The organism is Dapis purpurea BLCC-M126 (assembly GCF_050015975.1).
Lineage (GTDB): Bacteria > Cyanobacteriota > Cyanobacteriia > Cyanobacteriales > Microcoleaceae > Trichodesmium.
The window spans coordinates 16,882-40,010 of the sequence record NZ_JBNHER010000240.1 but is presented as its reverse complement, the minus strand read 5'-3'; the positions used below and the strand labels follow the sequence as shown (position 1 = coordinate 40,010).

Genomic DNA, 23,129 nt, shown 5'->3' with positions numbered 1-23,129 from the left:
AAAATAGATTGTGAGAAAAAATATTAGTGGAGGTAATTTATCCTAATAATACATTTGAGGAACTACATCAAAAAATTGTTGAATATTTTGAAAATGGCTGTCGGTTAGTTTGGGTGATTAATCCCGATGAAAAATTAATATTAGTTTATCATAAACTAGAGCCAGATAAATTATTACAAATTACCGATAATTTAGATGGAGAAGATATTTGACCAAGTTTTACATTAGCAGTTACAGACTTATATCATGTTCGGTTAAATAGTTATTGTAATTAAAGCTCGTAGTAGGGCTTCAGCCCCATCTACAGTTAGGGCTGAAGCCCTACTACAAACAAAAACTTTATTATAAGTGATTACCCGAACATGATATTAATAGACAAAATTTCGTGATTTGAATAATTAGGGTAATAAACCCGGTTTCTTGTTTGGGTGTGTAAGTAAGTAATATAGCAAACAACATAAATTTTTTAGAGTCGTTATAATGTGAAAAAACTATAGACAACTATGCCTAAAAAAACAACTCGACGTAATTTTATAATGACAAGTGTTGCTGTTACAGGTGGCATCATCGGTGGTGCTGCCATGAATAAACAGACTCAGACAAAAGTGGCATCTGTAGAGATACCAACTACATCCACAATGCCAGAGCGAATATTAGGCAAAACAGGTGTCAAAGTGCCACTTTTAGGTTTAGGGGGAGCAGGAAAAACACCTGTAGACAAAAGTGGGAAAGAAAAAGAGGCTGTGGAAATAATTGAGGCTGCTCTATCTTTAGGAATTAGATATTTTGATACTGCTGCTAGTTACGGTGCAAATGAGGAACATTTAGGGAAAGTTTTGCCTGCTTACAGAAAAGATATATTTTTGGCAAGTAAGACAGGTAGACGCGATCACGATGGAGCATGGCGAGAATTGGAGCGATCGCTAAAACGGTTAAATACAGACTATCTTGACTCGTGGCAGTTACATCATGTTTCGTTTATGGAAACTTTAGACGAAATTTTTGGTTCCCAAGGTGCTATTAAAGCGATGGAGGAGGCAAAGGAACAAGGAATAGTCAAGTTTTCTGGAATTACAGGTCATCACGAACCGGATGTTATTGCTGAGGGGTTGCGCCGTTATCCGTTTGATACGACTCTGGTTTCGATAAATGCTGCGGACAAACATCATCCTCGACCTTTTGCTCCCACAGTATTGCCCGTAGCGCAACAAAAAAATGTAGGAGTTATTGGGATGAAAATACCTGCTTACGGTAGGTTACTCAAACCAGGAGTTTTGAATATGCAAGAAGCGATGGGATATGTATTGTCGTTAGCGGGAGTGCATTGTTGTATTGTGGCTACGGAGTCGCTCGATCAAGAAATTTGTATAGTCTCGGGATTTCGGATAATTTGCCATTTTGAGTAAAAATTTAGCACGATCTTGATTATCCGCTGATGCCAACCGCTGTGTTTCTTGGAACATTGTTTGCCATAACCCAGAATCTATTAATAATTCTTGATTATCATTCCAAATTTTGTCAAATTCTGCCTCATTCTCACGATTAAGTAGTAAGGCGTTATTCAGATTCAGATAAGCTTCAATTCGTTGTTCATCCATATCTTTAAGTCAAAAGTCAAAATAGTCATTGCGAGGGGGGAGGAAACAGAAATTATTTTGATTTGAACTACCCAACACCCCCCGAAGCAATCTCTTCAATATATTGGATATATTAAGGCAGAGATTGCTACCTTTAGGGAAGGCTTCGCCTACGGCTAAATTAATGATTACTCCTAAAGGTTAACTGTTTCCATCACTGCCACGCAATGACAATGTTCAACGAGCTATTACGATCGGGACTTGCGCAAACTCGTAGGTAATACCCTATCCGTAGAGGGCAAATGCCATTCGCCCCTACAATAGGTGGTTGGTGCGTCAGTCCTAATTATATTCAAGAAGCGATCGCCTATTTCTAATGACACCTAATTATACCCCTTAACTCAACTCATTACCAAATTAGTTCCATATCTAACACAAATTCAGGCAAAACATCTTCACCAAATAATGTTTGAGGTGCATCTAATATTTCTACCTCCTTACCAACACGATAAACTTCTACTTGCCGATTTTTTCGATTAATTAACCAACCTAAACGCATCCCATTTTCTAGGTATTCTTGCATTTTTTCTCTAGTCTCAGATAAACTGTCCGAAGGTGACATTAATTCAATTAAAAAATCAGGACAAAGAGGTAGAAACTTAGTTCTTTCTTCAGGAGTTAAATTATTCCATTTTGCCATAGTTATCCAGGAAGAATCAGGAGAACGAGTAGCACCATTAGGTAACTTAAAACCTGTAGATGAATCAAATATTTTACCTAGTTTAGTTCGTCGATTCCAAATTCCCAAATCGACAAAAATTTCAGCATTATAGTTTCCAGTTTCTCCCCCAGTCGGCGACATAATAATTAAATCTCCCTTAGCATTTCTTTCAAATATTAAATTACGGTTTTTTTGACAGAGTTGAAAAAATTGTTCGTCTGTCATTTCAATTACTGAATTAAGCTCAATCGTATAATTAGTCATTTTTCCTCCTTTTGACTTTAAGCTAATTACCAAGTAAGCATTCAGCAGTTAGCTAAAGTCCTATTTAGATTTTAACATATTATTAGCCATCGCTCCCCAGAGCTAGAGCTAGACACGGATTATGCCACGGATATACGAATTATTTTTTTTGTTATACTAATTATGGCGAACAGGCATCACTTTTTTCAAGTTCCTTTCTAACTATCTTTCCATTTCCCGAAGGCGATCGCTTTAATTTTAGCACCACTAAAAATTATCAAACAATAAAACCAAAATTCCAAAAATCAAAACCATTCCCAAGACATATATATAGATAGTTGTTCTTTGGGCCATAGACCATATTTCACGATAACTAAGTTTATGGTTTTGAATCATGATAAAAGCGGGAGGAGCAAAAATAAAAGGCAATATTTTACTCAACAATAACCGGATAAAAAAGTTAATACTCCACAGTCTTTTACCGAAAATATCTTGATTATATTGCCAAGGAAAAGCAGTTTGACTCAAACGTATTAAAGGCTTCATATCTGGAGAACGTAAAGACTCAAATAATGGCAAAGCATCAGAGATAAGATCATTAGTTTGAGCAAGTGCTTGATCGAGTATAAACACATCTTCCAAAGCCGAATTTACACCTTGCCCAATATCAGGAGGAAAACAATGAACCGCATCTCCCAGTAAAACTACTCCAGCATAATTATCTGTATTTGATAATAAAAAATGCAACCCAGAACAATATTGAGGGATGGGAAAATATCCACCCTCACTTTTAGCAAAACGCTCTTTTTCTTCTGACAAAACTATTTCATTTATCGGCAATTCTGGAAAAGCTTTTTCAAGAAACTCAGATAATTTTTTACCATCTTGTAATTTCCAAATTTCATGTTCTGGTTTTCTAATAATATTTGCTGTTCTTGGTTCGTTAGGGTCAGCAAAAGGTAGAATACCTAGAGATAGAGAATGTTGAGAATCTGTAAATACTCCCCGAATAGCATAAGCCATTGTACAAACTGCCTGTTCAGAATTATTATGGTCTAGGGGAAACTTAGGTGGTAAAGTCAAAACTTTGTATTTTAAACCAGAACTTGCAGAGGGAAAAAACTGCATTTTAAATTTATCTGTTCCAGAATTATCCCACTTATCTAAAGTTTGCCTAACTAGAGAATTAATCCCATCACAACCAACTAACAAATCTGGCTCAAATTCATAATTAGTTTTAGCATTTATTCCTTGGGCAATAATTGTTAATTTTCCATCCTTTTTGTTAATCTCCAGACATTTTGTATTAAATAAAGTCGTAATCCTATCTTGCCAATTTTCCTCAATCTCTTGAAAAAGTAATTGCAAGAAAATTCGGCGTTGGAGCCAGTAAGCTGTTTTTCTATTGGGATCTACTATGGGTAATTTTGATGTTTTACGATTACCATCAGCCTTAATTTCTGTCAGGTAAAATTCTGTATTTGGCACGCTAACTTTTGCTAATTTTTCATTTAAACCTAATAGATAGGTAAATTTTTGACCCCGCCCATCAATTAAATAATGGAATGATTTATCAGGTTCATAAAAATCTGCAGTAGGTCGTTTTTCTAATACTGTAATTTGATGCCAACCACGTTTAGCTAACATTAATGCTGTAGCAAAACCAGCCGGACCTGCACCGATAATAACTGCGTTTTGGTTGAAGTTTTTTGTTTCTGTAGACATAGTTTTTATTTCACCCTAGTTGTTGATATAATATAATAGTATAAATAGCAGAGTAAAATCCATGATAGCCAACCAAAATCAATTCTATATTTCTCCAGAAGAATATTTAGCAGGAGAGCGAGAAAGTCCGATTAAACATGAGTATAGACGGGGCAAAATTTATGCAATGGTAGGGGCAAAGAAACCCCACATTATTATTGCTAGTAATTTAGTCAGATTATTGGGCAATCATCTTCTTGATAATGACTGTGTTGTACTTACCTCTGATATTAAAGTTCGACTAGAAGAAGCTAACTGTTATTATTATCCTGATGTGGCAGTAACTTGTGATGAACGGGATTTAAGTTCAAATGAAGACTTTATTCGTTATCCCTCTTTAATCATAGAAATTTTGTCTCCAAGCACAGCTAACTTTGATAGAGGAGGTAAATTTGCTGATTATCAAACTGCTACAAGTTTACAAGAATATGTATTAGTTAGTCAGTCTCAGATGAGTATAGAATGTTTTCGGAAAAATGAACAAGGAATGTGGGTTTCTCAAACTTATAGTAGGGGAGAAGAAGTTAATTTTGCTAGTCTAGATTTTCATTGTCAGATTGAATTAATCTATCAAAAAGTTCCTGGTGTAGCGCTACTTTAGATATTAACTAAAGAGTATGAAAAGAATAAAGTTAAGTATTTCAGTTTTATAACTGTAGTGAAAGTTACTGATAACTAATAGCTGATAATATCATGTTTGCATAATCACTTATAATAAAGTATATGGTTTGTAGTAGGGCTTCAGCCCTATCTACAGTTCGAGCTGAAGCCCTACTACGAACTTTAATTATAAAAACTATTTAACCGTTAGCGTAGCTCCCCCGAAGGGGGCACATAATATAACTGATAACTGATAAAAGATTGCCGAAATTTTAGAATTAGAAATAGACCAAGTGCGACAAGCGATCGCTAAATTGAATTAACTGAAACCGTAGTATTTAAATAAATGTAGGGGCGGGTTTCACAAGAAATTTATGAGCATGAACATTAAATTAAATAAACCCGCCCCTACTGGATCTTTTCCTTTCTTCCTTCTTCCTACAAATGAACTTGAAAATATTGCCGATATAACTCACACCTGGGATAACATTTATTATTCTGCCATTTCACTAAACCTAAACTATCTAATTTAAAACCTAACATTCCTGTTAACTGCCCGCTAGAATTTTCAGAAATCACATTTTTCATCGCCTCAACTAACTCTGAATATTCTTCTAAATTCCACAAATGTCGTCGCAAATGGTCGCTATAAATTCCAGTTTCACTCGTTACATTTTCCGGTAAATCTGATAGAGTTAAATCTTGTTTAGAAATATGATATAATGCCACCCTAACTAAATAAGGATGACCGCCAACAATTGCCATTAATTTCTCGACTTCTTGTTCAGACCAATTCAAATTATGTCGCGATGCTAAATCCTGAACTTGCTCTCGATTAAATTCAGGTAAATCTATAGGTAATCCCACATTAAAAGGAGATTGATTAATATTCATGGGAATATAAACTTCGGTAGAATGTACTACCAACAACCTTAATTTTTTCCAAATAGCACGTCGCTTTGATTCCTCATGCCAAGCTCGCAATAATCCCAAAAAATCTTCAGCAATATCAGGATATTGAAAAACTCGGTCAATCTCATCTAAACCTAATACTAAGGGATTATCTATTTGTGCTAATAAATACTTCTCAAAATAATCCTTACAATTAACCTTACTACCAAAAATATCATCCCAATAATCATCTAATTGATTGGGTAAACGTAGCTCTCGCCCCACATAAGCACAAAACCATTTTAAGAATTGTTCAAGATTACTAAAAACTTCTTTATCTACTAACTGAAAACTCAACGGTACAGTCCGATATCCTGACTGAGCAGCATGATGCAAAATTCTTGCCATTAAAGAAGTTTTACCCATTTGTCGTGGCGCTTTAATTCTAATTAAACCACTCGGTTGTAATATAGTTTGATAACAACGTTCTTCAATAGGGGGGCGTTCGATATAAAAAGTAGATGCCACATCAATTTGTCCCCCCGGTATTTCAGGTTCCGCAGAGGGTAAAGGAGGGGGACTTCCTGACACAATGCTACTAATTTCTTCAGGAAGGTGAGTTTCTTCATGCTCCTCTACTTCCGGCGCAACATTTCCCGGTGGAGCAGCTAACAAAGTCAAAACTTCCCTCAAAATAACCACACTATCTTCAGGCGATCGCCATTCCCGTTGTTGAATGCGATAGAGATAACCGCGCAAGTCATGGTTGAGGGGTGTACTGAGAGAAAAACCTACCCGAATTGGCAAAATTACAGGTTTACGGTCTGGTCGGGAAAATTGCAATTCTCTAGCAAGTTGTACTTGATAGGTGAGTAACTCACTTTGCGCCGACTGGGGAGGCAAAAACAACAGTAAATAGTCACATCGCTTCAACTCTTCATTAATTCGCCGAAACCAATTTTCTCCCAGGCGAATGTGATCTGCTCCCATAAACACCTGATGACCAGCAGCAGTCAGAGCAGTTTCAAACTGTCGCGCCAATTCTTGATCTGGGTCTTGACTGCGATAACTGATGAAAACTTGGGAACTATTTTGATTGACTATTTGTTCGTCATCCAGTAGAGGTAACAGTTCCCCTAGGTGTTCTGACTCCGTTTGAGATGAGTTTTGTTTTCCAGAGCGGTGGTCAGTTTCATCCAATGTCAGACCAAAGGTGGCAAAAAGCTGTTGAATTTTGCTAACATCTGCACCGACTCGCCCTTGTCTAATTTTACTGATAGTGTCAGAACCAACTCCAGACTCTGCTTCAATTTCTGCCAGAGTACCTCTGAGGTTATATTCCTGTTTCCATTCTTCAATAGCTTCATTCAACTTTTTCAGTCCAGAAGTTGTGAGAATTCGTCCACGATCGCGTTTTGATTTTTTTTCCATTTTAAATAGAGGATAGGTAATAGGGAGTAGAGAATTTGTATCTACTTTACTTCTAATAATAATTTTTCTATTTTTATTTTACAGCAGTTTTCAGGTGAACGAAGCACATAAAAAAAATAATAACCATATAGGGACGTTCCATGAAACCTCCCTACCCCTACTGTGTGGTCTACTAATTATGAAAACCGCTCTAAGAACCTGTTTTAAAAGTGCTAAATTTAGATTTCGATCCCCCCTAGCCCCCCTTTTAAAGGGGGGAAATAAGATGGAAAGTCCCCCTTATTAAGGGGAATTTAGGGGGATCTCAAACTTTTCAAACAACTTCTAAGTTATAGTAGCAGTTCATTGTAATTATTTTAATCTCCAAGCATAGTAGTGGGAGTATCTTGCTCCTTTGTCAGAGGTTTTTTATCCTCATCTAATATTTTAGAGCTGTTAACGAAGATAACTAATTTTGTCTAATTTAAGGAATTTAGTCCTTCCATACTCTAACTTCGGCAGTCAGTATTGATAACTGATAACTGGTCACTGATAACTAAAATAACAGTTTTCTAGAAGATTTTTAATTTTTTTAATTAAGTTCCTAATGTTCTCTACAAAAAACTAACGATTTTTTTAAAGTAGTTATATGAATTACCAATAACTAAACAGGGGTAACAACAATGATAAACATTGTTAAAACAGGAATTACTACTATTTTAGCAACAATAGTTTTGGGTATCTATTCTAAAACTGCCGCCCAAACAAATTTCACTTTTGATGAAGTACAAATAGATCAAAACCAAGTTATTGCTATGGCAATGCCCCAAGAATATTCTAGTTATAAACTGATGATTTTAGAGCAGAATTCTAATGAAAGACGTTGCTGGAGAGAAAGCGAAACCAAATTATATCCAATTGTAGTCGAACCTTTACTATTGAACTTTAATTTTGCTGGTATTTGTGAGCAAGCTACTGATAGTAATGATTATTCAATACGGGTAAATGGTAATGATTTATCCAGGAGTCATAGATTAATTTTAGAAAATGTTGGTGATGAAATTAAATTATTTAGCATTTCTCTTACAGGAGATAAAAATTTGATAGGTAGAACTCGCGGAATAAGTGATGGAATAATGAAAATTTTTCTCGAACCAGGTTGGAAATTTACAAAACGTAGTTATCAGGAAAAAGTTCTTGGTCATTTTTATTTTAGTTATGATAGTTTTGCTGCTAAACAAGATGCTGTAGAGCAAAAAATAGCTGAGATTGAGGCTCAAATTCCAGATTTTTTAGAGCTGGATGATAATCTAAATAGGCAGTAGGTTTTTTAGGAATAAGTATTAATTGCGCTTCATACATAGAATCGTTAAAAACATTGCTTTTACTTATTTATTACTTAATAAATGAAGCCTTGAGCAAGCATAGTATTTTTTTATGAATTGATATTATAGATCAAATTCCAGATTAATTTCGTACAACTAACAAGGTAAATATTTTTTGCTGTTACCTATTCTACTCACGATTTTACCTACTCCCTAAAACCATCAATATATGTACTTACTCAAGTACGAAAATACTGTAAATAAAATTTCACAAAAACTATGAAACTTACATTGATTAACCAAAGCCCAACTCCTGATATCTCTGAGACAAAAAAGAATGATTTAGAAACATTTTTAGCTCTAGTTGAAGTTAATTTAGTGATGCAAGAAATAGAATATTTTACCGGAGATGATTGGTTATCTCTATGTGGTGATATTGACAGTGGAGAAATTTATCGAAACTGGTTTATTTGGCAAGATACAGAACTTACTCAAGAATGGGAAGCTTACGATCATGTTACTAATCAACGAATTATTGCTAGTAACTGGACTCTATTAACAGCCAAAATTGATCAAATAGAAAATGAGAGGAATAATTAATTATGACAAGTTTAGAAATAATAATTTTTACTTTAATACCAACTATAGCTTGGGTAGTTGGAATTGTATTTGCTCCGGTTGATAAGTTTTAAAATTGGCACTTTGTCGGTTGAGTTGCGCGAAAGTGCAGTCTTGAGAGTTTGCCATAAACAACTTACGTAAGAAGACAAAGGAAACCCTATTACACAATTTAAAACTTCCGTATATTTGGAGTAACATTGATAATATTTTCATTAAGTTGACGGCATCTAAAGTAATATTAGTAATACCAATTTACTTTAAAGATGTCACAAATAGTTTCAAACTTTAGATGTGAAATAATTTCTTGAAATTACTGTACCGTCAAAATTTCGAGCCGATCAAATCTAACTTTTAACTTTTGACTTCTGTGAAACGATATAATCACTTCAATGGGTTTTTATTTTGTGCTGCTGAGTTAATAATTTTCTCAATTCTTTTTAACCTAGTATCAGAACGTTTTGCAGTTTCAATCCAGAATAGTAGATTTTTTTTCGATGATTTACTCAATGATTCAAAATACTTTTTAGCAGTGGGATTTGCTGCTAATGCTTGCTGTAAATCTGTGGGAACTATTAACTCTTCTATAGAATCTAACTTAGTCCAAGAACCATCTTGTTTTGCCAATTCAATTTTCTCTAAGCCTGCTTCAGTCATCAAACCTTCTTTTATAAGTTCTTGGATATATTGTTTATTCAATTTTGACCATACACTTTTTGGTCTTCGAGGTGTAAATACCTGCATATATCGTTCAGAGTCTAATGATTTGACTTTACTATCAATCCAACCAAAACATAAGGCTTCTTGAACTGCTTCACTATATTTAATGCTTGGCTTACCACTTTTTACCTTGTAATAAATTAACCAGATACCAACATAATCTTTATGGTTTTCTTCTAACCATTTTCGCCATTGTTGACGATTTTTTGCTTGAAATGTTTCTAGTTGTTTTTGAACTTTTAGCATAAGTTGAAAACCCTTGATTAAATTCAAATCAAATTAGGTATATTTGGTTGGCTTAATTTTTGCCAACCAAACCATTAATTTACTAGATAATTAATCTTTTAGTTTTAATATTTTCGGGTATTTACTATTTTGGGGCGATCGTACAAAATCAGCAATTTTTTCTGGTCCCAACTTTTGCAAATGTTTTAACAGTTCACTACTTTCTGTTAATAATTTATCAACATTAATCTCAAAATAACTAGGCTGATAATAATTCAATTTCCTCACACCTTCTCCCAACAACATAACAGCACCACGCCAATTTTCATTTCCAGCATGATAAAGTCCTACTGCTATTTGTAAAATCCCTTGATAAAAAGTGCGTTCTGGTTCTCCAGCTTCCAGCCATAAAGCCTCAAGAGTATCATGGCATTTGTAGAATTCTTGTTTGTTAAACTCTGCTATTCCCTGCCAAAACTCTTGGGGAATTTTTTCTTGTTCAGAAGTCATTAATTATTAAATTCAAAATTAACACTAAAAACGGAATTTAATCCCATATCAATTCTCAACTTTCTTCTTTCTTCGCTCTTAATTTTAATTTAACTAGGAAATTATGCTTATTCATCTAGGGTTAAACAATCAGGAAATTATTACCAATGGATAATGGATAATTCATAATTCATCATTCATCATTCATAATTATGTTTGCGTTCTGCAAAGCTTTCCTAGGTAATGCTCCGCATTCATGTCGCGCAGCGAAACAAACATAATTATCCATTATCCATTGTTCATTATCCATTGTTAAAGAGGTAATTATCCATTATTCATTATCCATTATCCATTAATGAAATACATTCATTAGATATTTTTTGATTGGTCTTTCCTCAATTAATAGATAGTTGAAAATCAATTATCATTTGTTCAATATACAAAACTATCCAATAAGTGAAACCTAATATCTTAAGAAGAAGGAAAAAGAGAAATAAATTATCAAAATATAGCAGTCATCAGGACAGTTAAGACATTATTGCTACTATAAAACTCAGTCACACTCAGAATTTAACTTCTAACTTCTAACTTATGACTTCTAACTTCTAACTTCTGACTTCTGACTTTATTAACCTTCTTCCTTCGAGTTTTAGACTTACATACTTGCTCTAGTAGACTCTAAATCTTCTTGAGTAATGTTTTGTTGTTCACCAGCAAAATCATTATCAGGAGTTAAAAATAGCATACAATGACATTCTTTGCGCTCCCGCATTGGTACACAAGGACAGTTCCAATATGTAGCCTTTACTTCTGCTTCTTTGTCTTCATAATGACGACATGGACATAAAGGAGCGCCCAATTCATCCTTATGTTTAGCTAATCCTTCAATTACCACAGCAGTAACTGAAGGGTCTACACAAAAATAAGTATTTGTATTTTTGGCATACTTTTCAGAGAACTTTTTCATCGCCTCCAAAGATTTTTCAGTAGATAGTTTCTTGTTTTCTGTAGTCAGGGTCATAATATGTTTTTGTTATGGTGGTTATATTAGTTAGTTCCGTTAATTTTACTACATAAAGCCATTTTCAGGAGCAAATCAAATTAAAAATTTCCAGACTTAATTTTCTACACTCATATACTATATATAGTTCCATTTGTCAATCAAAATAAATAATACAGTAGTTGCCAATTTAATTGTTGATTTGTGACTGAAGTTGAAACTCTAAAGGTTGATTAGAACTAATTTCTAAACCAGAACAATCTTGAAGCCTAGGTATTTCTGCTGCAGAAGCAACAGACTCATCTAACCATAACAACCATCTACTCCCAGAAGGAAGAGAATTCAAACTAAGTGAATTTTCAGTCAACCAAAGCAAAGACCTTTCTGGTGGTTTTCCTGCCAAAACCTCTTCCCCAAAGTTAACTCCAGCTAAGGTTTGCAACACAGCTAGATTACCATGCACTAATCCAGTAGCAGCAGTCCAAAGTTGAACATTTAGCAAAGAGCGGTTAGCATAAAAATATAAAGAAGCAGCAGCAGTCACCGCAGCTTCAAAACGGTCCGGTTGCCAGTTAGCAGCACTATCGAGACAAATTAGAATTTCTTCTCCTCCCCTAGAGACCTCTAGTTCCCGAACCCGCAACTCGCCATAACGCGCACTACTCCGCCAGTGGATCAAACGACTAGGGTCTCCAAACCGATATGGTCGTAATGTCCTAGTTAATCCTTCCGAAGCCATTTGATAACGACTATGTTCGTGAAGTTGACGACTATATTCTTGACCAAGTTCATCTATTATCGGGCAGCTACTTAGGGGTAAAACGGTAGGATAAACAATAGCGGTAGCTTTAGCATTTCGAGTACGCCGACACCAGAATAGACCTAGAGGTGCTGCGGTTCTCAGTTGAAGATAATGCCATCTATATATACCCCTTTTTTGAGTGGGAAGATAGTAAATCCAATCGTAAGTATCTTTAGCAGGAATAACTTCTATTGCTTGTTGCACTGGTTTCCCTAAGACAAAAGGAATATCATCTTGGAGTTGCAGCAAAGCTAGTGGTTGGTTAGTAGAATTTTCTATTGTTAAGGCGATCGCTAAATTATCACCCACAGTTATAGGTTGAATTGGATGACGACGTATTTTTATTTGACGTAGCGATCGCCCTGGTAAAACAGCACCCATTCCTAACAATGCAAAACTCATACCACTAATTACATATAGCCATCCTGCCATTGTGTTTGTAGCGGCACCAAAGAAGAATATTGATAATGTTCCGAGTAACCCACCTGCGTAAGCTGGTGTTACCCAGTTAGTTTCTAGCCAGTCGGAAATTTTGTAGTAAATTTTCATTTGCTTTAGGGAGTAGGGAGTAGGGTATAGGGGAGTAGAAAATAAGATAAACAACTGTACCTGATAACTGTGGGAATTGCTATATCAATCATCCATTACTTTTCCCTATTCCTCATTTTTTTACCAATCTAATCCTTGTTCATCATCTTCTACTGTATCAAATGGAGATAACTGTTTGATATCTTGGGAAATTACATAAATATTGGATTTATTTTCTGAAATTATTTTTCCTTCTATTTTTGCTGTTTTTAACTAATCTTGTAATTGACTAATATTTACGTTTAACTTTGTGGCTAAATCTTTATCTGTTTGTGGTAGGTTTTTAAGTATGATTGGCAAAACTGCTTCATAAATATTTAATTGCTGTGTGAAAATTTGATGATTTTGATGTTCCTGAGTTTCAGCAGGAATTCTGTAATTTACTGGTTTTTGAGTTTTGATTATTTTTTCTTCAGCACAAGCTTGATTTAACCAATTGCGTAATTGAGCAACTTTTTAAGAAGAGGTAATTATTAATTGTTAATTATTAATTATTAATTATTGAACTCTACTCCCTAATATGTGAAAAAGCTTGCTAAAATACTTCAGTAACTCTTAATATATCTATAATTGTGATTGCTATTTATCCAGGCAGTTTTGACCCTATTACCCTCGGTCACATAGACATTATAGAACGAGGTTGTAAGCTGTTTAAAAAAGTGATTGTGGCCGTACTGCGAAATCCTAGTAAGACCTCTTTATTTACTATTGAGAAACGTTTAAATCAAATTCGCCATTCCACAGAACACTTACCTAATGTAGAGGTAGCCAGTTTTGATGGTTTAGCGGTAAACTATGCAAAAATGCGACAGGCTAAAGTCCTGATTCGAGGTCTGCGGGTTCTTTCAGATTTTGAAAAAGAATTGCAAATGGCCCACACAAATAAAACCTTATCGTCTGAAATAGAGACAGTTTTTTTGGCTACCTCTAACGAATATAGTTTTTTAAGTAGTAGTGTAGTTAAAGAAATTGCCATTTTTGGTGGCTCAGTAGATCATCTTGTTCCTCAGCACATTGCTATTGATATTTATAAATGTTACGACAAAACTCAGCCAATATTGAACCAGAAGTAAATGGACAAAATGTCGAGGGTGAATCCACCAGTGCTTCTCCTGGAGTAGATATCCAGAGAGAACTAAATCGACTGGAGGAGATTATTCTCGATAGTCCTAGAATACCCTTTGTGGGACGTACTTTAATAGATGAAGAACAGTTATTAGACCAACTAGATATAGTACGTCTGAATTTACCAGTTGCTTTTCAGGAAGCAGAAATGATTGTTCGACATAAGGATGAAATTCTTCAAGAAGCTGAACTTTATGCTGAAGAGATTATTGAAAATGCTGAACAACGAGCTTCCCAAATTTTAAATGAAATGGGTCTTGTGCAGCAAGCTAAAGTAGAAGCAGATCAGCTCAGAAATCAGGTTCAGCTAGATTGTGAAGCAATTCAACAAGCTACTATTGCTGAAATTGAACAAATTCGCTATCAAGCTCAACAAGAACTGGAAGAAATGAGAGCTAGAGCGATCGCCGAATGTGATGAAATTCAGAATGGTGCTGATGACTATGCAGATCATGTGCTTGATAGTATTGAACAGCAGTTAACGGATATGCTCAAGGTGATTCGCAATGGTCGTCAACAATTAGAAGGAGATGGAAATTATGAAAGTTTAGGAACGCCATTAAATCCCGAAGCATAATTAATAATGGGCTTATTAATTGTTAAATCAGGACTTAGTTTACTCCTAAACAAGACTCAGAAACCGGGTAACTTCAAGTAAGTATAAATATTATCAATTCATCATAACATTAGCCCGGTTTCCCCAAGGATAAAATCAGATAAATGTGGCAATTTTAAAACTGGCATCTATACTTAAGTGAAAATTGTTAATTGCCACGATAATTTATATAAATTCAGTTCATTAATTGATAATGAATAATAGATAATTACCTCTGGTTAAAATCGAGAGGATTGAAGGTTAGGAAATCTTATTAATTGATAATGAATAATGAGTTGATAACTTGTGAATGATAGCTGGCCGCTGAATGCTTACCTACACTCTATTTTAGAAAAATAAACTCAAATAAAATTTATGATTATTTAGTATCCTAGAGTTAAAGCAGACTTAATTAAGCTTAATGTACCGCTGTAACAGGCAAGATGCAAAAGTTTTGATCGTTAATATTTGTACTTTATATACTTTAAATTCGCTATAAATATAACATAAACTCTTAACTTCTTCTAGAAATAAAATGATTACAGAAAAGTTTCGTCGCCAGCTCCGCACAGAAGCGAAACTATGGCAAGCAGAGGGATTAATTGATAACGATCTTTATCAAGAATTATCAGAGCGTTACCAGTTTGATTTTTTAGAAAAAACTGCTAGCTCTCGTTTTATTACTATCTTAATTTCCCTAGGCTGTATTCTCCTAGGATTGGGTATAATTACTTTTGTTTCTGCTAACTGGCAACAGTGGTCAAGAGAAGTAAAAACACTCCTTTTATTAACTTTATTTGTCGGAGTTAATACCACTGGTTTTTATCTATGGCGACAACAAAATACTCTACCTAATACAACCAATAAAAAACAAAAGTTAGGTCACGGCCTATTAATATTTGGGGCATTAATTTTAGGGGCAAATATAGCACTAATGGCTCAAATGTTTCATATTGGTGGTTCTCCCTACGGATTATATATTGTTTGGGGATTAGGAGTTTTAGTAATGGCTTATAGTCTACAACTAGCTTCTTTGGGAGTTATCGCTACTCTATTGATAGGACTAGGCTATTTAATGGGGTTATCAACTGTATTTTACCCAGGAGAATTTTCCTGGTTACACTTCATAATAGAATATATGTCTTTGGTGGCAATATTGTTGTTTCTTCCCCTAGCTTACTGGTGCAATTCACGAATAATTTTCTTTCTATCTATATTGATAATATTGCTAGCTTTAGAAATTAGTCTGTTCCGAGTTTTTGATTTATCAAATCATGGTTTATGGGGAGCGATCGCTTTAACTTTACCTCCTGCTTTATTGTGGGGATATGACGATACTATTTTACCAAACTTAGATAGCAGAATTTTTCAACCTCTAGCAAGAAATTTAGCTATTTGGTACTTGAGTATTGGATTTTTCTATTTATCTTTTCAAAGATTTTGGCAGAACTTTTCATTAGTAAATTATTCTGGAACATCATCAAAAATTCATTGGTTAACTTTAGTTGAAGTTTTAGTGTTTGTGGGATTAACTATTTGGGAATGGTTCTATTTAGCACGACCAAATAAAAGAGATTTTCAGAGTTGGCGATTAGATTTAGTCAGTGGTGTAATTTTGGGTTTTATTGTTGGAACAGCAATATTATGTTTCTGGCATCTAAGTATTAATGAAATTCCAGAAATAGCGACTTTTATCATAAATATAGAAATGTTTCTTTTGGCAGCAGGCTTAATTAGGATTGGATTAGCGCGAGGAATTAGAAGTACTTTTTGGGGAGGTTTAGTATTACTGACTTTACAAATTATTAGTCGTACTTTTGAGTACAATACTGGATTATTACTGAAGTCTTTTGTATTTATTTTATGTGGTGTAGGAGTAATAGCCGCAGGCTTATGGTATGAACGTCATTTATCATCAGAAGAAGTCAGAAAATAATGATAAAAATAAGTTGTACTGTGTAAGTATTATAGCAGTTGTCACTTTGGGAAGATGACAGTCTCATCCTCTACAATACAACTCAAGGAGTTTATTCTACACAATACGCGATCGCCAGGTTCAGCAATACAAGCAGCACCAATGAACGCTCGGAATAAAGTATTAGATATGACAATTTCTCAGCCTGATTATCAAATCCAGTAGCATTGGTGTAATATCAAATCCGCTTGAATACTTATTATATATTTGGACGAGATGCGGAGATGGGGAGATGGGGGGATGGGGAGACGGGAAAACACCCTTAACCACTTCCAGGATTGGAATTTAGGGAGATTGAAGATTTAATAATTATAGAATCATAAACATATATCATATAATCAGATTCTATGTGCAATTAACCGGATTTGATATAATTAGATAGTTATATCATGTCCGGTTGAACAGTGATAATTAAAGCTCGTAGTAGGGCTTTAGCCCTAAGATAGGTATTTATCGGGCTAAAGCCCTACTACAAACAAAAACTTTTTTATCACTAATTATCCGGACATGATATTAATTAGGAGTCAGAAGTGAAGAGAATTTAGAAATATTTTGCTTTGGCACTCAGATGAAAGATTTTTTGATACCGAATTAAGCTGATTCGATATGACTCTCTACTTTATCAAGTAAAACCAGAGAAGATAATTTTTGATTCAGAGAAATTATTGTTGCAAAATAATACTACTGTGGCAGAAAGTTATCAGCAAATTCTGACTCCTTATGGTTAGGAAAATATTGAAGCAGTTGGTAAAAATTCATCGAAATAAGAGCAACAAGAATATGCCAAACATTCTTTTGGAGCAGTTTTTGTAGAAGTGCGAGTGGGGCGATGTGTTGGTGGGTGCAGAACACATTCTTAATACTAAGACTGCCTGCAGTCAAATGATAGTTGTTATTACTTGGGGTATTGGTATGGCGTTGATGGAACATATAGTAATTTCTCCCCACTATGGTTGTATTCTCAATAATAATCCTTGGGTATTGGGGAACTTTTTGTAGTGGGCGTTGCAGCAGCGATCGCTAATCCTGTTTATCATGCTTACAGGTAAATGTATCAGAGATTTGCTTATTACTCCAGATAAATTATAGGAATATGCAATAGGGAACAGACGAGAAAGTAGGGAAGTTCCATAGAACTTTCCTACAAGAATATTTTATTTTCCGAAAATTACAGCAGGTGGCAGGTATATGCGGTACAAATATTAGTTATAAAGTCTTTGTAGTTCGGGTATATTGCCCGCTACAGGTGTAGCTCACTGATATGAAACACACTCTAATCCACAATTAACACCAATAAAAAAATTCTACAAAACGTCAAGCCAACAATTTATTTTTCAAATAAATTATATTTGGTATGAGTTAAAATTTTGTCTAGCAATAAATGTTTAAAATCCTTGATTATCTTTCCTTCTATTATGTTACCAATTATTCCACCTCCTAAAGGGTTTAGAATATTCTACTCTTCTAACAGTGAGCTTCTATTAGTTTATCGTCCAAATGGTATGAGATACTTACTTATATTTGCAATTATTTGCATTTTTGCTTGGATACTATTCTGTATCTTTATTGCTACATTGCTGATAACTTCATTTATCCTAATTCAAGATTATTTAATCAGTATTTTAACTTTTATATTTTTCTTTATTCCTTTAGTGATGTATTTTTTTGCTGCTAAAATTTTCGATCAAGTCTATATAGTTCTATATTTTTTTCTAGCACAAGCCAGCTTTGACTTGAGATTTGACTGCCTAGTTTTCAATGAAAAATTAGGTACTTTTAAAGAAAAAAAACAAAAAATTAAGCGCTCAAAAATTAAATATATAGAACAAGTTAAAACTAGCGGTTTTAAAGGGAATAGATTCTCATCATGGGGCTTATTAATCAAAACTACCCATCAAGATTATCATCTTCTTGCCTATCAGTCTTATGACAATATTCAATGGCTAGGTAATATTATTGCTAAATGGGCTAAAGTTAGCTACTTACCATCATTACAAAAATAGTAGTTATAGCTAAGATCAGAAGTCAGTAGGGGCAATTCGTAAATTGCCCCTACATTATTGCTATATTTTTGATCATTTGAGAATATCCTAAGAATAATGGCAAGTGCTATAAACATAATTATGAAAGAATTACAAAACATTATTATAATTTACAACAAACTTAAAATTATACTAAAACTATCTTCCTGTCAACTTTTATCAAAGTAGCCGATTCCACATATTATAGACGAAGAGTACAAATATTGATGAGTAACAAATGTGAAATTATCGGTTCCCTCTCAGGAAGTTTTTTAAGTCACTATCACCTAGCAATTCACAGTAAAAATAATGGATCAATCTATCAGAATTAAGTGTGTTTTATTAAGCTCAAACGCTCTCAAAGTATCATTCAAATACCCAAAGAAATTAACAACAAAAAAAGACCTTAATCAAAGGTAAAAGTGTAGTTTAATGACACGGCTAATTTTGTGCGTTAGATTTTGGGGCGGGTTTATTTTATCTAATGGTGAAACTCCTTAATTTAACGTGGAACTCGCCCCTACTATTACAACATTTTAGGTGCGTTAGTCCAGCAGGGTAGTTTAGGCGCAGATTAATAGTTAAACTTAAATAGTGAGCTACTGTGATTTGCCGTAAACTACCAAAAATTAATCTCTAAGCATCTCTTAATATTTATTTATCAAAGGCGGCACCCAGATTCGAACTGGGGGATGAGGATTTTGCAGACCCTTGCCTTACCACTTGGCCATGCCGCCATTTTTACTCACACACATTAATATACACTATCCAAAGAAATATAGCAACTCTCTAAAAAGTGAATGCGATCTAAATCACTTATGGCCTTGTTTTCCATTGCACTATGGACAAATATTTAAAGCTATCTTTAAGATTCTTATCCTCACAAGATAAAAACTTTCTGATTAATCATGATTTCTAAAGTTCCTGTCCTTCTCGCCCAAATTACCGACACCCATTTATTTGCAGATCCGACTCAGGGAAAAATGTATGGAGTTCTCACCGAAAGCTCTTTCATTAAAGTTTTAGAGAAACTGGCACAATTACAACCCCCGCCAGATGTGCTGCTACTCACTGGGGACATTTCTCAAGATGAAACCCCAGAATCATACCAACGTCTAGCATCCTTACTTAGTCCCCTAAATATTCCTACTTACTGGATAGCAGGAAACCATGACTGTTTACCTATTATGGAACAGGAGTTAAATTATGCCCCTATTTCTTCAAAAAAATATTTTGAAATGGGTGGGTGGCACTTTTTATTGCTAAATACTAATGTGCCTGGATGTGTGCATGGTCAAATTTATCCAGAAAGTCTGGAATGGTTAGAATCTCAACTGAAAATGATAGGAAAAAAACCAGTTTTAATTGCTTTACATCATCCTCCTGTAAAAATAAACTCAGAATGGATGGATAGAATTATTTTACATGACCCAGAACCATTATTAAATATAATTAATCGTTATCCGCAGGTAAAAGTTGTTTTATCTGGTCATGTTCATCAAGAATTTGATACAGAAATAAATGGTGTTCGTTATTTAACAACCCCTTCTACTTGTATTCAATTTGAACCAAAAAATCCAAAATTTGTTCTAGATAAAAAGCCACCGGGATTAAGATTAATGAATCTATATCCTGATGGAAATTACACTACAAAAATTGAAAGGTCTGACTATATTTATGAATTTGATATTACTGCTAGTGGATATTCAAAAAATGGTTGATAGAGGCTGTCTTTAACGAAGTCAAAAGTCATAAATTGTTTTTCTAATGCAACATAGTTCAGTTAAGGATTTTTTTGGAGTTCTTTAATCTGAAAAGCTTATCTAAATGGTTCCATGCTTTATAAATTTTGGTCTTATTTGAACTGTATTGTTTTATAACGGGGATTTTGAAGAACCCTCTAAAAACATTTCGCCATAAAAGGTAGAGTTGCAGGAGCAAATTATTTTGATCAAACAAAAGATTGAGCATTTGTTAAGAGTTTGTTTTTGCTGTATATATCCCCTAGCAAAACGCAATATGAAAAGGTGCAAATAATTTCACAGTATTTTAGATGAAGGATTTCGTCATTGTTATTTCTATTTAATTTCTCAGGAGCAAATTTCATCTCATCTAAAGCTCAAATTATCCTGAATTGTAAAGAATCAGATGATTGACATTAGCCAAAGATGCCCTACAACTCAATAACACCCAAACTCAACTTTTAATCTATTGAATAAACTTTGTTAAAAATCTAAAGCCGAAGTAGCAATCGCTACTTCGGCCTACAAGTTTTATTGGGTTTCAAAAAAACATATTCACTTGGTGAAGCAATTAAGTTAAATTGCGCGATCGCGCAATTTAATAATGGCCAGTGATTTTTAGTGAACTTTCATTCTCAACTTTTTAGGGAATTCCTATATTCTTAGATTTGTATAGTTAGTTCTTTATAAATAGATAAATGAGCGAACAAGACACTATTTTCAGTAAGATTATCAGGCACGAGATTCCCGCAGATATTATTTATGAGGATGATATGGCCTTGGCTTTTAGAGATATTAATCCTCAAGCCCCCATTCATATCCTGGTGATTCCGAAAAAGCCTATTCCCAAGTTAGCCGATGCTGTAGCTGAAGACCATGCTTTAATGGGGCATTTGTTGCTGACTGCAAAGCGCATCGCAGAAGAACAAGGACTACAAAATGGCTATCGTGTAGTGATTAATAATGGCCCTGAAGCTGGCCAAACCGTATTTCATCTACATCTCCATATTCTTGGGGGTCGTCAAATGCAGTGGCCTCCAGGCTAATTCAAGATTATTGAACAAGATTGTGTTGGGCTTACACGGCTAATTTTGTCGATTAGGATTATTGGGGTGGGGGCGGGTTTATCTGACAAAATTTTTAACACAATTAAGCTAACGCAAAACCCACCCTACTATTACAAAATTATTTGAGGGGTGTCAGTTTAGTAGTTTTTAGGTTTTAGCTTTATTTAGTTATATAGCGGTTGAAGCATAGCTTAGAACATTGCTAAATTTTAAAACTCAGTTAGACATTACTTCTGAATTCTGACTTGCCCGTAGAACTATAAACCTAAATTAGTAATTACTGTAGCGTCAAAGTTATAAGTCCATCTTTAATGACTGCTTGTAAAACTTTATGTTATGAGAGTCCAACTAAAAAAGTATAAGTCTAACTTATTAAAAAATTCCAACATACTTTTATTAAAACCCTTTACAAAACTAAATTAGATGATTAATATAGTAAACAAGGTAGCAACAAAGCTACCGAGAACCTTGAAAAATACATAGCAATTATTATCACATGACTACAACCTTACAACAGCGTGAAAACGCTAACGTATGGGAACGGTTCTGTAGCTGGGTAACTAGCACTGATAACCGTCTTTACATCGGCTGGTTCGGTGTATTAATGATCCCTACTCTTCTAACAGCTACTATCTGCTACATTATCGCTTTCGTAGCAGCACCTCCAGTAGACATCGATGGTATCCGCGAACCCGTCGCTGGTTCCTTACTCTACGGAAACAACATCATTTCCGGTGCAGTAGTACCTTCCTCCAACGCTATTGGTCTACACTTCTACCCAATCTGGGAAGCAGCTAGCTTAGACGAGTGGCTCTACAATGGTGGCCCATACCAGCTAGTAATTTTCCACTTCCTCATCGGCGTATTCTGCTACATGGGTCGTGAGTGGGAACTATCCTACCGCTTAGGTATGCGTCCTTGGATCTGTGTTGCATACTCTGCTCCAGTAGCAGCAGCAACAGCAGTATTCTTAATCTATCCAATCGGTCAAGGAAGCTTCTCCGATGGAATGCCTTTAGGAATCTCCGGAACATTCAACTTCATGTTAGTGTTCCAAGCAGAGCACAACATCTTAATGCACCCATTCCACATGCTAGGAGTAGCAGGTGTATTCGGTGGTTCATTATTCAGTGCAATGCACGGAAGCTTGGTAACTTCTTCCTTAGTACGTGAAACAACAGAAACTGAATCTCAAAACTACGGTTACAAATTCGGTCAAGAAGAAGAAACTTACAACATCGTAGCAGCTCACGGCTACTTCGGTCGTTTAATCTTCCAATACGCTTCTTTCAACAACAGCCGTTCCTTGCACTTCTTCTTGGGTGCATGGCCAGTAGTAGGCATCTGGTTCACAGCATTAGGAATCAGCACAATGGCCTTCAACTTAAACGGTTTCAACTTCAACCAGTCCATCATCGACTCTAGTGGTCGTGTGGTAAACACTTGGGCAGACATCATCAACCGCGCTAACTTAGGAATGGAAGTAATGCACGAGCGTAACGCTCACAACTTCCCTCTAGACTTAGCTTCTGTTGAAGCTCCTGCTATCAAGGGTTAATCTTTTAATTAACTAATAATAACGCTCTCCATTTTTGGGGAGCGTTTTTTGTTTTTATCGGGGAAAATATAAA

At 34.9% G+C, this 23,129-nt stretch carries 20 protein-coding genes and 1 tRNA gene; 13 read left to right on the top strand and 8 right to left on the bottom strand.

Annotated features, from left to right (window positions below):
* Positions 1-26 precede the first annotated feature (26 nt).
* Positions 27-212, top strand: a complete 186-nt coding sequence (locus ACP6PL_RS21730) for a Uma2 family endonuclease (RefSeq protein WP_426547362.1) — start codon at positions 27-29, stop codon at positions 210-212.
* A gap of 291 nt (positions 213-503) precedes the next feature.
* Complete coding sequence (locus tag ACP6PL_RS21725) at positions 504-1,406, top strand: aldo/keto reductase (RefSeq protein ID WP_426547361.1); 903 nt, start codon at positions 504-506, stop codon at positions 1,404-1,406.
* A 580-nt stretch (positions 1,407-1,986) separates the two neighbouring features.
* Here the strand turns inward: ACP6PL_RS21725 and ACP6PL_RS21720 are convergent.
* Together ACP6PL_RS21720 and ACP6PL_RS21715 are read right to left on the bottom strand one after the other, a co-directional pair.
* The gene (locus ACP6PL_RS21720) at positions 1,987-2,562 is read right to left on the bottom strand and encodes a Uma2 family endonuclease (RefSeq protein ID WP_426547360.1); all 576 of its coding nucleotides are present in this window, start codon (positions 2,560-2,562) and stop codon (positions 1,987-1,989) included.
* Between the two features lie 246 nt (positions 2,563-2,808).
* The gene (locus ACP6PL_RS21715) at positions 2,809-4,266 is read right to left on the bottom strand and encodes an FAD-dependent oxidoreductase (protein WP_426547359.1); all 1,458 of its coding nucleotides are present in this window, start codon (positions 4,264-4,266) and stop codon (positions 2,809-2,811) included.
* A gap of 61 nt (positions 4,267-4,327) precedes the next feature.
* Here ACP6PL_RS21715 and ACP6PL_RS21710 point away from each other — a divergent pair, with 61 nt between their 5' ends.
* Positions 4,328-4,906, top strand: coding sequence for a Uma2 family endonuclease (locus ACP6PL_RS21710; protein ID WP_426547358.1), 579 nt, complete (start codon positions 4,328-4,330; stop codon positions 4,904-4,906).
* A gap of 437 nt (positions 4,907-5,343) precedes the next feature.
* On the opposite strand, the gene ACP6PL_RS21705 is transcribed toward ACP6PL_RS21710, so the two are convergent.
* Positions 5,344-7,227, bottom strand: coding sequence for an AAA-like domain-containing protein (locus ACP6PL_RS21705; protein WP_426547356.1), 1,884 nt, complete (start codon positions 7,225-7,227; stop codon positions 5,344-5,346).
* Between the two features lie 662 nt (positions 7,228-7,889).
* Between ACP6PL_RS21705 and ACP6PL_RS21700 the strand changes: the two genes are divergently transcribed.
* Positions 7,890-8,531, top strand: coding sequence for a DUF3747 domain-containing protein (locus ACP6PL_RS21700; RefSeq protein ID WP_426547355.1), 642 nt, complete (start codon positions 7,890-7,892; stop codon positions 8,529-8,531).
* A gap of 279 nt (positions 8,532-8,810) precedes the next feature.
* Positions 8,811-9,131 (top strand): hypothetical protein, encoded by a 321-nt coding sequence (locus ACP6PL_RS21695; protein ID WP_426547354.1) that lies wholly within the window; start codon positions 8,811-8,813, stop codon positions 9,129-9,131.
* A gap of 402 nt (positions 9,132-9,533) precedes the next feature.
* Here the strand turns inward: ACP6PL_RS21695 and ACP6PL_RS21690 are convergent, their stop codons facing one another.
* The 4 genes from ACP6PL_RS21690 to ACP6PL_RS21675 all read right to left on the bottom strand — a co-directional run bounded on the left by ACP6PL_RS21690 (position 9,534) and on the right by ACP6PL_RS21675 (position 12,934).
* Complete coding sequence (locus tag ACP6PL_RS21690; protein ID WP_426547353.1) at positions 9,534-10,115, bottom strand: YdeI/OmpD-associated family protein; 582 nt, start codon at positions 10,113-10,115, stop codon at positions 9,534-9,536.
* Between the two features lie 90 nt (positions 10,116-10,205).
* Positions 10,206-10,604: a DUF309 domain-containing protein gene (locus ACP6PL_RS21685; protein ID WP_426547352.1), complete on the bottom strand. Its 399-nt coding sequence runs from the start codon at positions 10,602-10,604 to the stop codon at positions 10,206-10,208.
* 634 nt (positions 10,605-11,238) lie between these two features.
* Complete coding sequence (locus ACP6PL_RS21680) at positions 11,239-11,604, bottom strand: ferredoxin thioredoxin reductase catalytic beta subunit (RefSeq protein WP_426547351.1); 366 nt, start codon at positions 11,602-11,604, stop codon at positions 11,239-11,241.
* Between the two features lie 169 nt (positions 11,605-11,773).
* Complete coding sequence (locus ACP6PL_RS21675; RefSeq protein ID WP_426547350.1) at positions 11,774-12,934, bottom strand: DUF58 domain-containing protein; 1,161 nt, start codon at positions 12,932-12,934, stop codon at positions 11,774-11,776.
* 611 nt (positions 12,935-13,545) lie between these two features.
* Here ACP6PL_RS21675 and coaD point away from each other — a divergent pair.
* The 5 genes from coaD (at position 13,546) to ACP6PL_RS21650 (ending at position 18,671) form a co-directional block, all read left to right on the top strand.
* Positions 13,546-14,046, top strand: a complete 501-nt coding sequence (coaD, locus tag ACP6PL_RS21670; RefSeq protein WP_426547349.1) for a pantetheine-phosphate adenylyltransferase — start codon at positions 13,546-13,548, stop codon at positions 14,044-14,046.
* Positions 14,007-14,675: an ATP synthase subunit B family protein gene (locus ACP6PL_RS21665; protein WP_426547348.1), complete on the top strand. Its 669-nt coding sequence runs from the start codon at positions 14,007-14,009 to the stop codon at positions 14,673-14,675. Before coaD ends, ACP6PL_RS21665 begins: the two co-directional genes overlap by 40 nt.
* A gap of 553 nt (positions 14,676-15,228) precedes the next feature.
* Positions 15,229-16,629, top strand: a complete 1,401-nt coding sequence (locus ACP6PL_RS21660) for a DUF2157 domain-containing protein (RefSeq protein WP_426547347.1) — start codon at positions 15,229-15,231, stop codon at positions 16,627-16,629.
* A gap of 54 nt (positions 16,630-16,683) precedes the next feature.
* Positions 16,684-16,833 carry a hypothetical protein gene (locus ACP6PL_RS21655; protein WP_426547346.1) on the top strand — a complete coding sequence of 50 codons (150 nt, stop codon included), beginning with the start codon at positions 16,684-16,686 and terminating at the stop codon, positions 16,831-16,833.
* A 1,250-nt stretch (positions 16,834-18,083) separates the two neighbouring features.
* Complete coding sequence (locus ACP6PL_RS21650; RefSeq protein WP_426547345.1) at positions 18,084-18,671, top strand: hypothetical protein; 588 nt, start codon at positions 18,084-18,086, stop codon at positions 18,669-18,671.
* Between the two features lie 683 nt (positions 18,672-19,354).
* Here the strand turns inward: ACP6PL_RS21650 and ACP6PL_RS21645 are convergent.
* Positions 19,355-19,426: transfer RNA gene (locus ACP6PL_RS21645), tRNA-Cys, on the bottom strand.
* Between the two features lie 171 nt (positions 19,427-19,597).
* On the opposite strand from ACP6PL_RS21645, the gene cpdA reads away from it, so the two are divergent.
* The 3 genes from cpdA to psbA all read left to right on the top strand — a co-directional run bounded on the left by cpdA (position 19,598) and on the right by psbA (position 23,056).
* Positions 19,598-20,410 (top strand): 3',5'-cyclic-AMP phosphodiesterase, encoded by an 813-nt coding sequence (gene cpdA / locus ACP6PL_RS21640; RefSeq protein ID WP_426547344.1) that lies wholly within the window; start codon positions 19,598-19,600, stop codon positions 20,408-20,410.
* A gap of 719 nt (positions 20,411-21,129) precedes the next feature.
* Positions 21,130-21,477: a histidine triad nucleotide-binding protein gene (locus ACP6PL_RS21635; RefSeq protein ID WP_426547343.1), complete on the top strand. Its 348-nt coding sequence runs from the start codon at positions 21,130-21,132 to the stop codon at positions 21,475-21,477.
* A gap of 517 nt (positions 21,478-21,994) precedes the next feature.
* Positions 21,995-23,056 (top strand): photosystem II q(b) protein, encoded by a 1,062-nt coding sequence (gene psbA, locus ACP6PL_RS21630; protein ID WP_426547342.1) that lies wholly within the window; start codon positions 21,995-21,997, stop codon positions 23,054-23,056.
* Positions 23,057-23,129: the final 73 nt, after the last annotated feature.

What these genes read in the sequence shown, in the direction of transcription:
- ACP6PL_RS21675 (WP_426547350.1), bottom strand. Translation starts at nt 12,934, where the DNA reads ATGAAAATTTACTACAAAATTTCCGACTGGCTAGAAACTAACTGGGTA.
- cpdA (WP_426547344.1), top strand. Translation starts at nt 19,598, where the DNA reads ATGATTTCTAAAGTTCCTGTCCTTCTCGCCCAAATTACCGACACCCAT.
- ACP6PL_RS21665 (WP_426547348.1), top strand. Translation starts at nt 14,007, where the DNA reads ATGTTACGACAAAACTCAGCCAATATTGAACCAGAAGTAAATGGACAA.
- ACP6PL_RS21655 (WP_426547346.1), top strand. Translation starts at nt 16,684, where the DNA reads ATGACAGTCTCATCCTCTACAATACAACTCAAGGAGTTTATTCTACAC.
- ACP6PL_RS21715 (WP_426547359.1), bottom strand. Translation starts at nt 4,266, where the DNA reads ATGTCTACAGAAACAAAAAACTTCAACCAAAACGCAGTTATTATCGGT.
- psbA (WP_426547342.1), top strand. Translation starts at nt 21,995, where the DNA reads ATGACTACAACCTTACAACAGCGTGAAAACGCTAACGTATGGGAACGG.
- ACP6PL_RS21705 (WP_426547356.1), bottom strand. Translation starts at nt 7,227, where the DNA reads ATGGAAAAAAAATCAAAACGCGATCGTGGACGAATTCTCACAACTTCT.
- ACP6PL_RS21690 (WP_426547353.1), bottom strand. Translation starts at nt 10,115, where the DNA reads ATGCTAAAAGTTCAAAAACAACTAGAAACATTTCAAGCAAAAAATCGT.
- ACP6PL_RS21725 (WP_426547361.1), top strand. Translation starts at nt 504, where the DNA reads ATGCCTAAAAAAACAACTCGACGTAATTTTATAATGACAAGTGTTGCT.
- ACP6PL_RS21700 (WP_426547355.1), top strand. Translation starts at nt 7,890, where the DNA reads ATGATAAACATTGTTAAAACAGGAATTACTACTATTTTAGCAACAATA.
- ACP6PL_RS21710 (WP_426547358.1), top strand. Translation starts at nt 4,328, where the DNA reads ATGATAGCCAACCAAAATCAATTCTATATTTCTCCAGAAGAATATTTA.
- ACP6PL_RS21660 (WP_426547347.1), top strand. Translation starts at nt 15,229, where the DNA reads ATGATTACAGAAAAGTTTCGTCGCCAGCTCCGCACAGAAGCGAAACTA.
- ACP6PL_RS21685 (WP_426547352.1), bottom strand. Translation starts at nt 10,604, where the DNA reads ATGACTTCTGAACAAGAAAAAATTCCCCAAGAGTTTTGGCAGGGAATA.
- ACP6PL_RS21720 (WP_426547360.1), bottom strand. Translation starts at nt 2,562, where the DNA reads ATGACTAATTATACGATTGAGCTTAATTCAGTAATTGAAATGACAGAC.
- ACP6PL_RS21695 (WP_426547354.1), top strand. Translation starts at nt 8,811, where the DNA reads ATGAAACTTACATTGATTAACCAAAGCCCAACTCCTGATATCTCTGAG.
- ACP6PL_RS21680 (WP_426547351.1), bottom strand. Translation starts at nt 11,604, where the DNA reads ATGACCCTGACTACAGAAAACAAGAAACTATCTACTGAAAAATCTTTG.
- ACP6PL_RS21635 (WP_426547343.1), top strand. Translation starts at nt 21,130, where the DNA reads ATGAGCGAACAAGACACTATTTTCAGTAAGATTATCAGGCACGAGATT.
- ACP6PL_RS21650 (WP_426547345.1), top strand. Translation starts at nt 18,084, where the DNA reads ATGTTACCAATTATTCCACCTCCTAAAGGGTTTAGAATATTCTACTCT.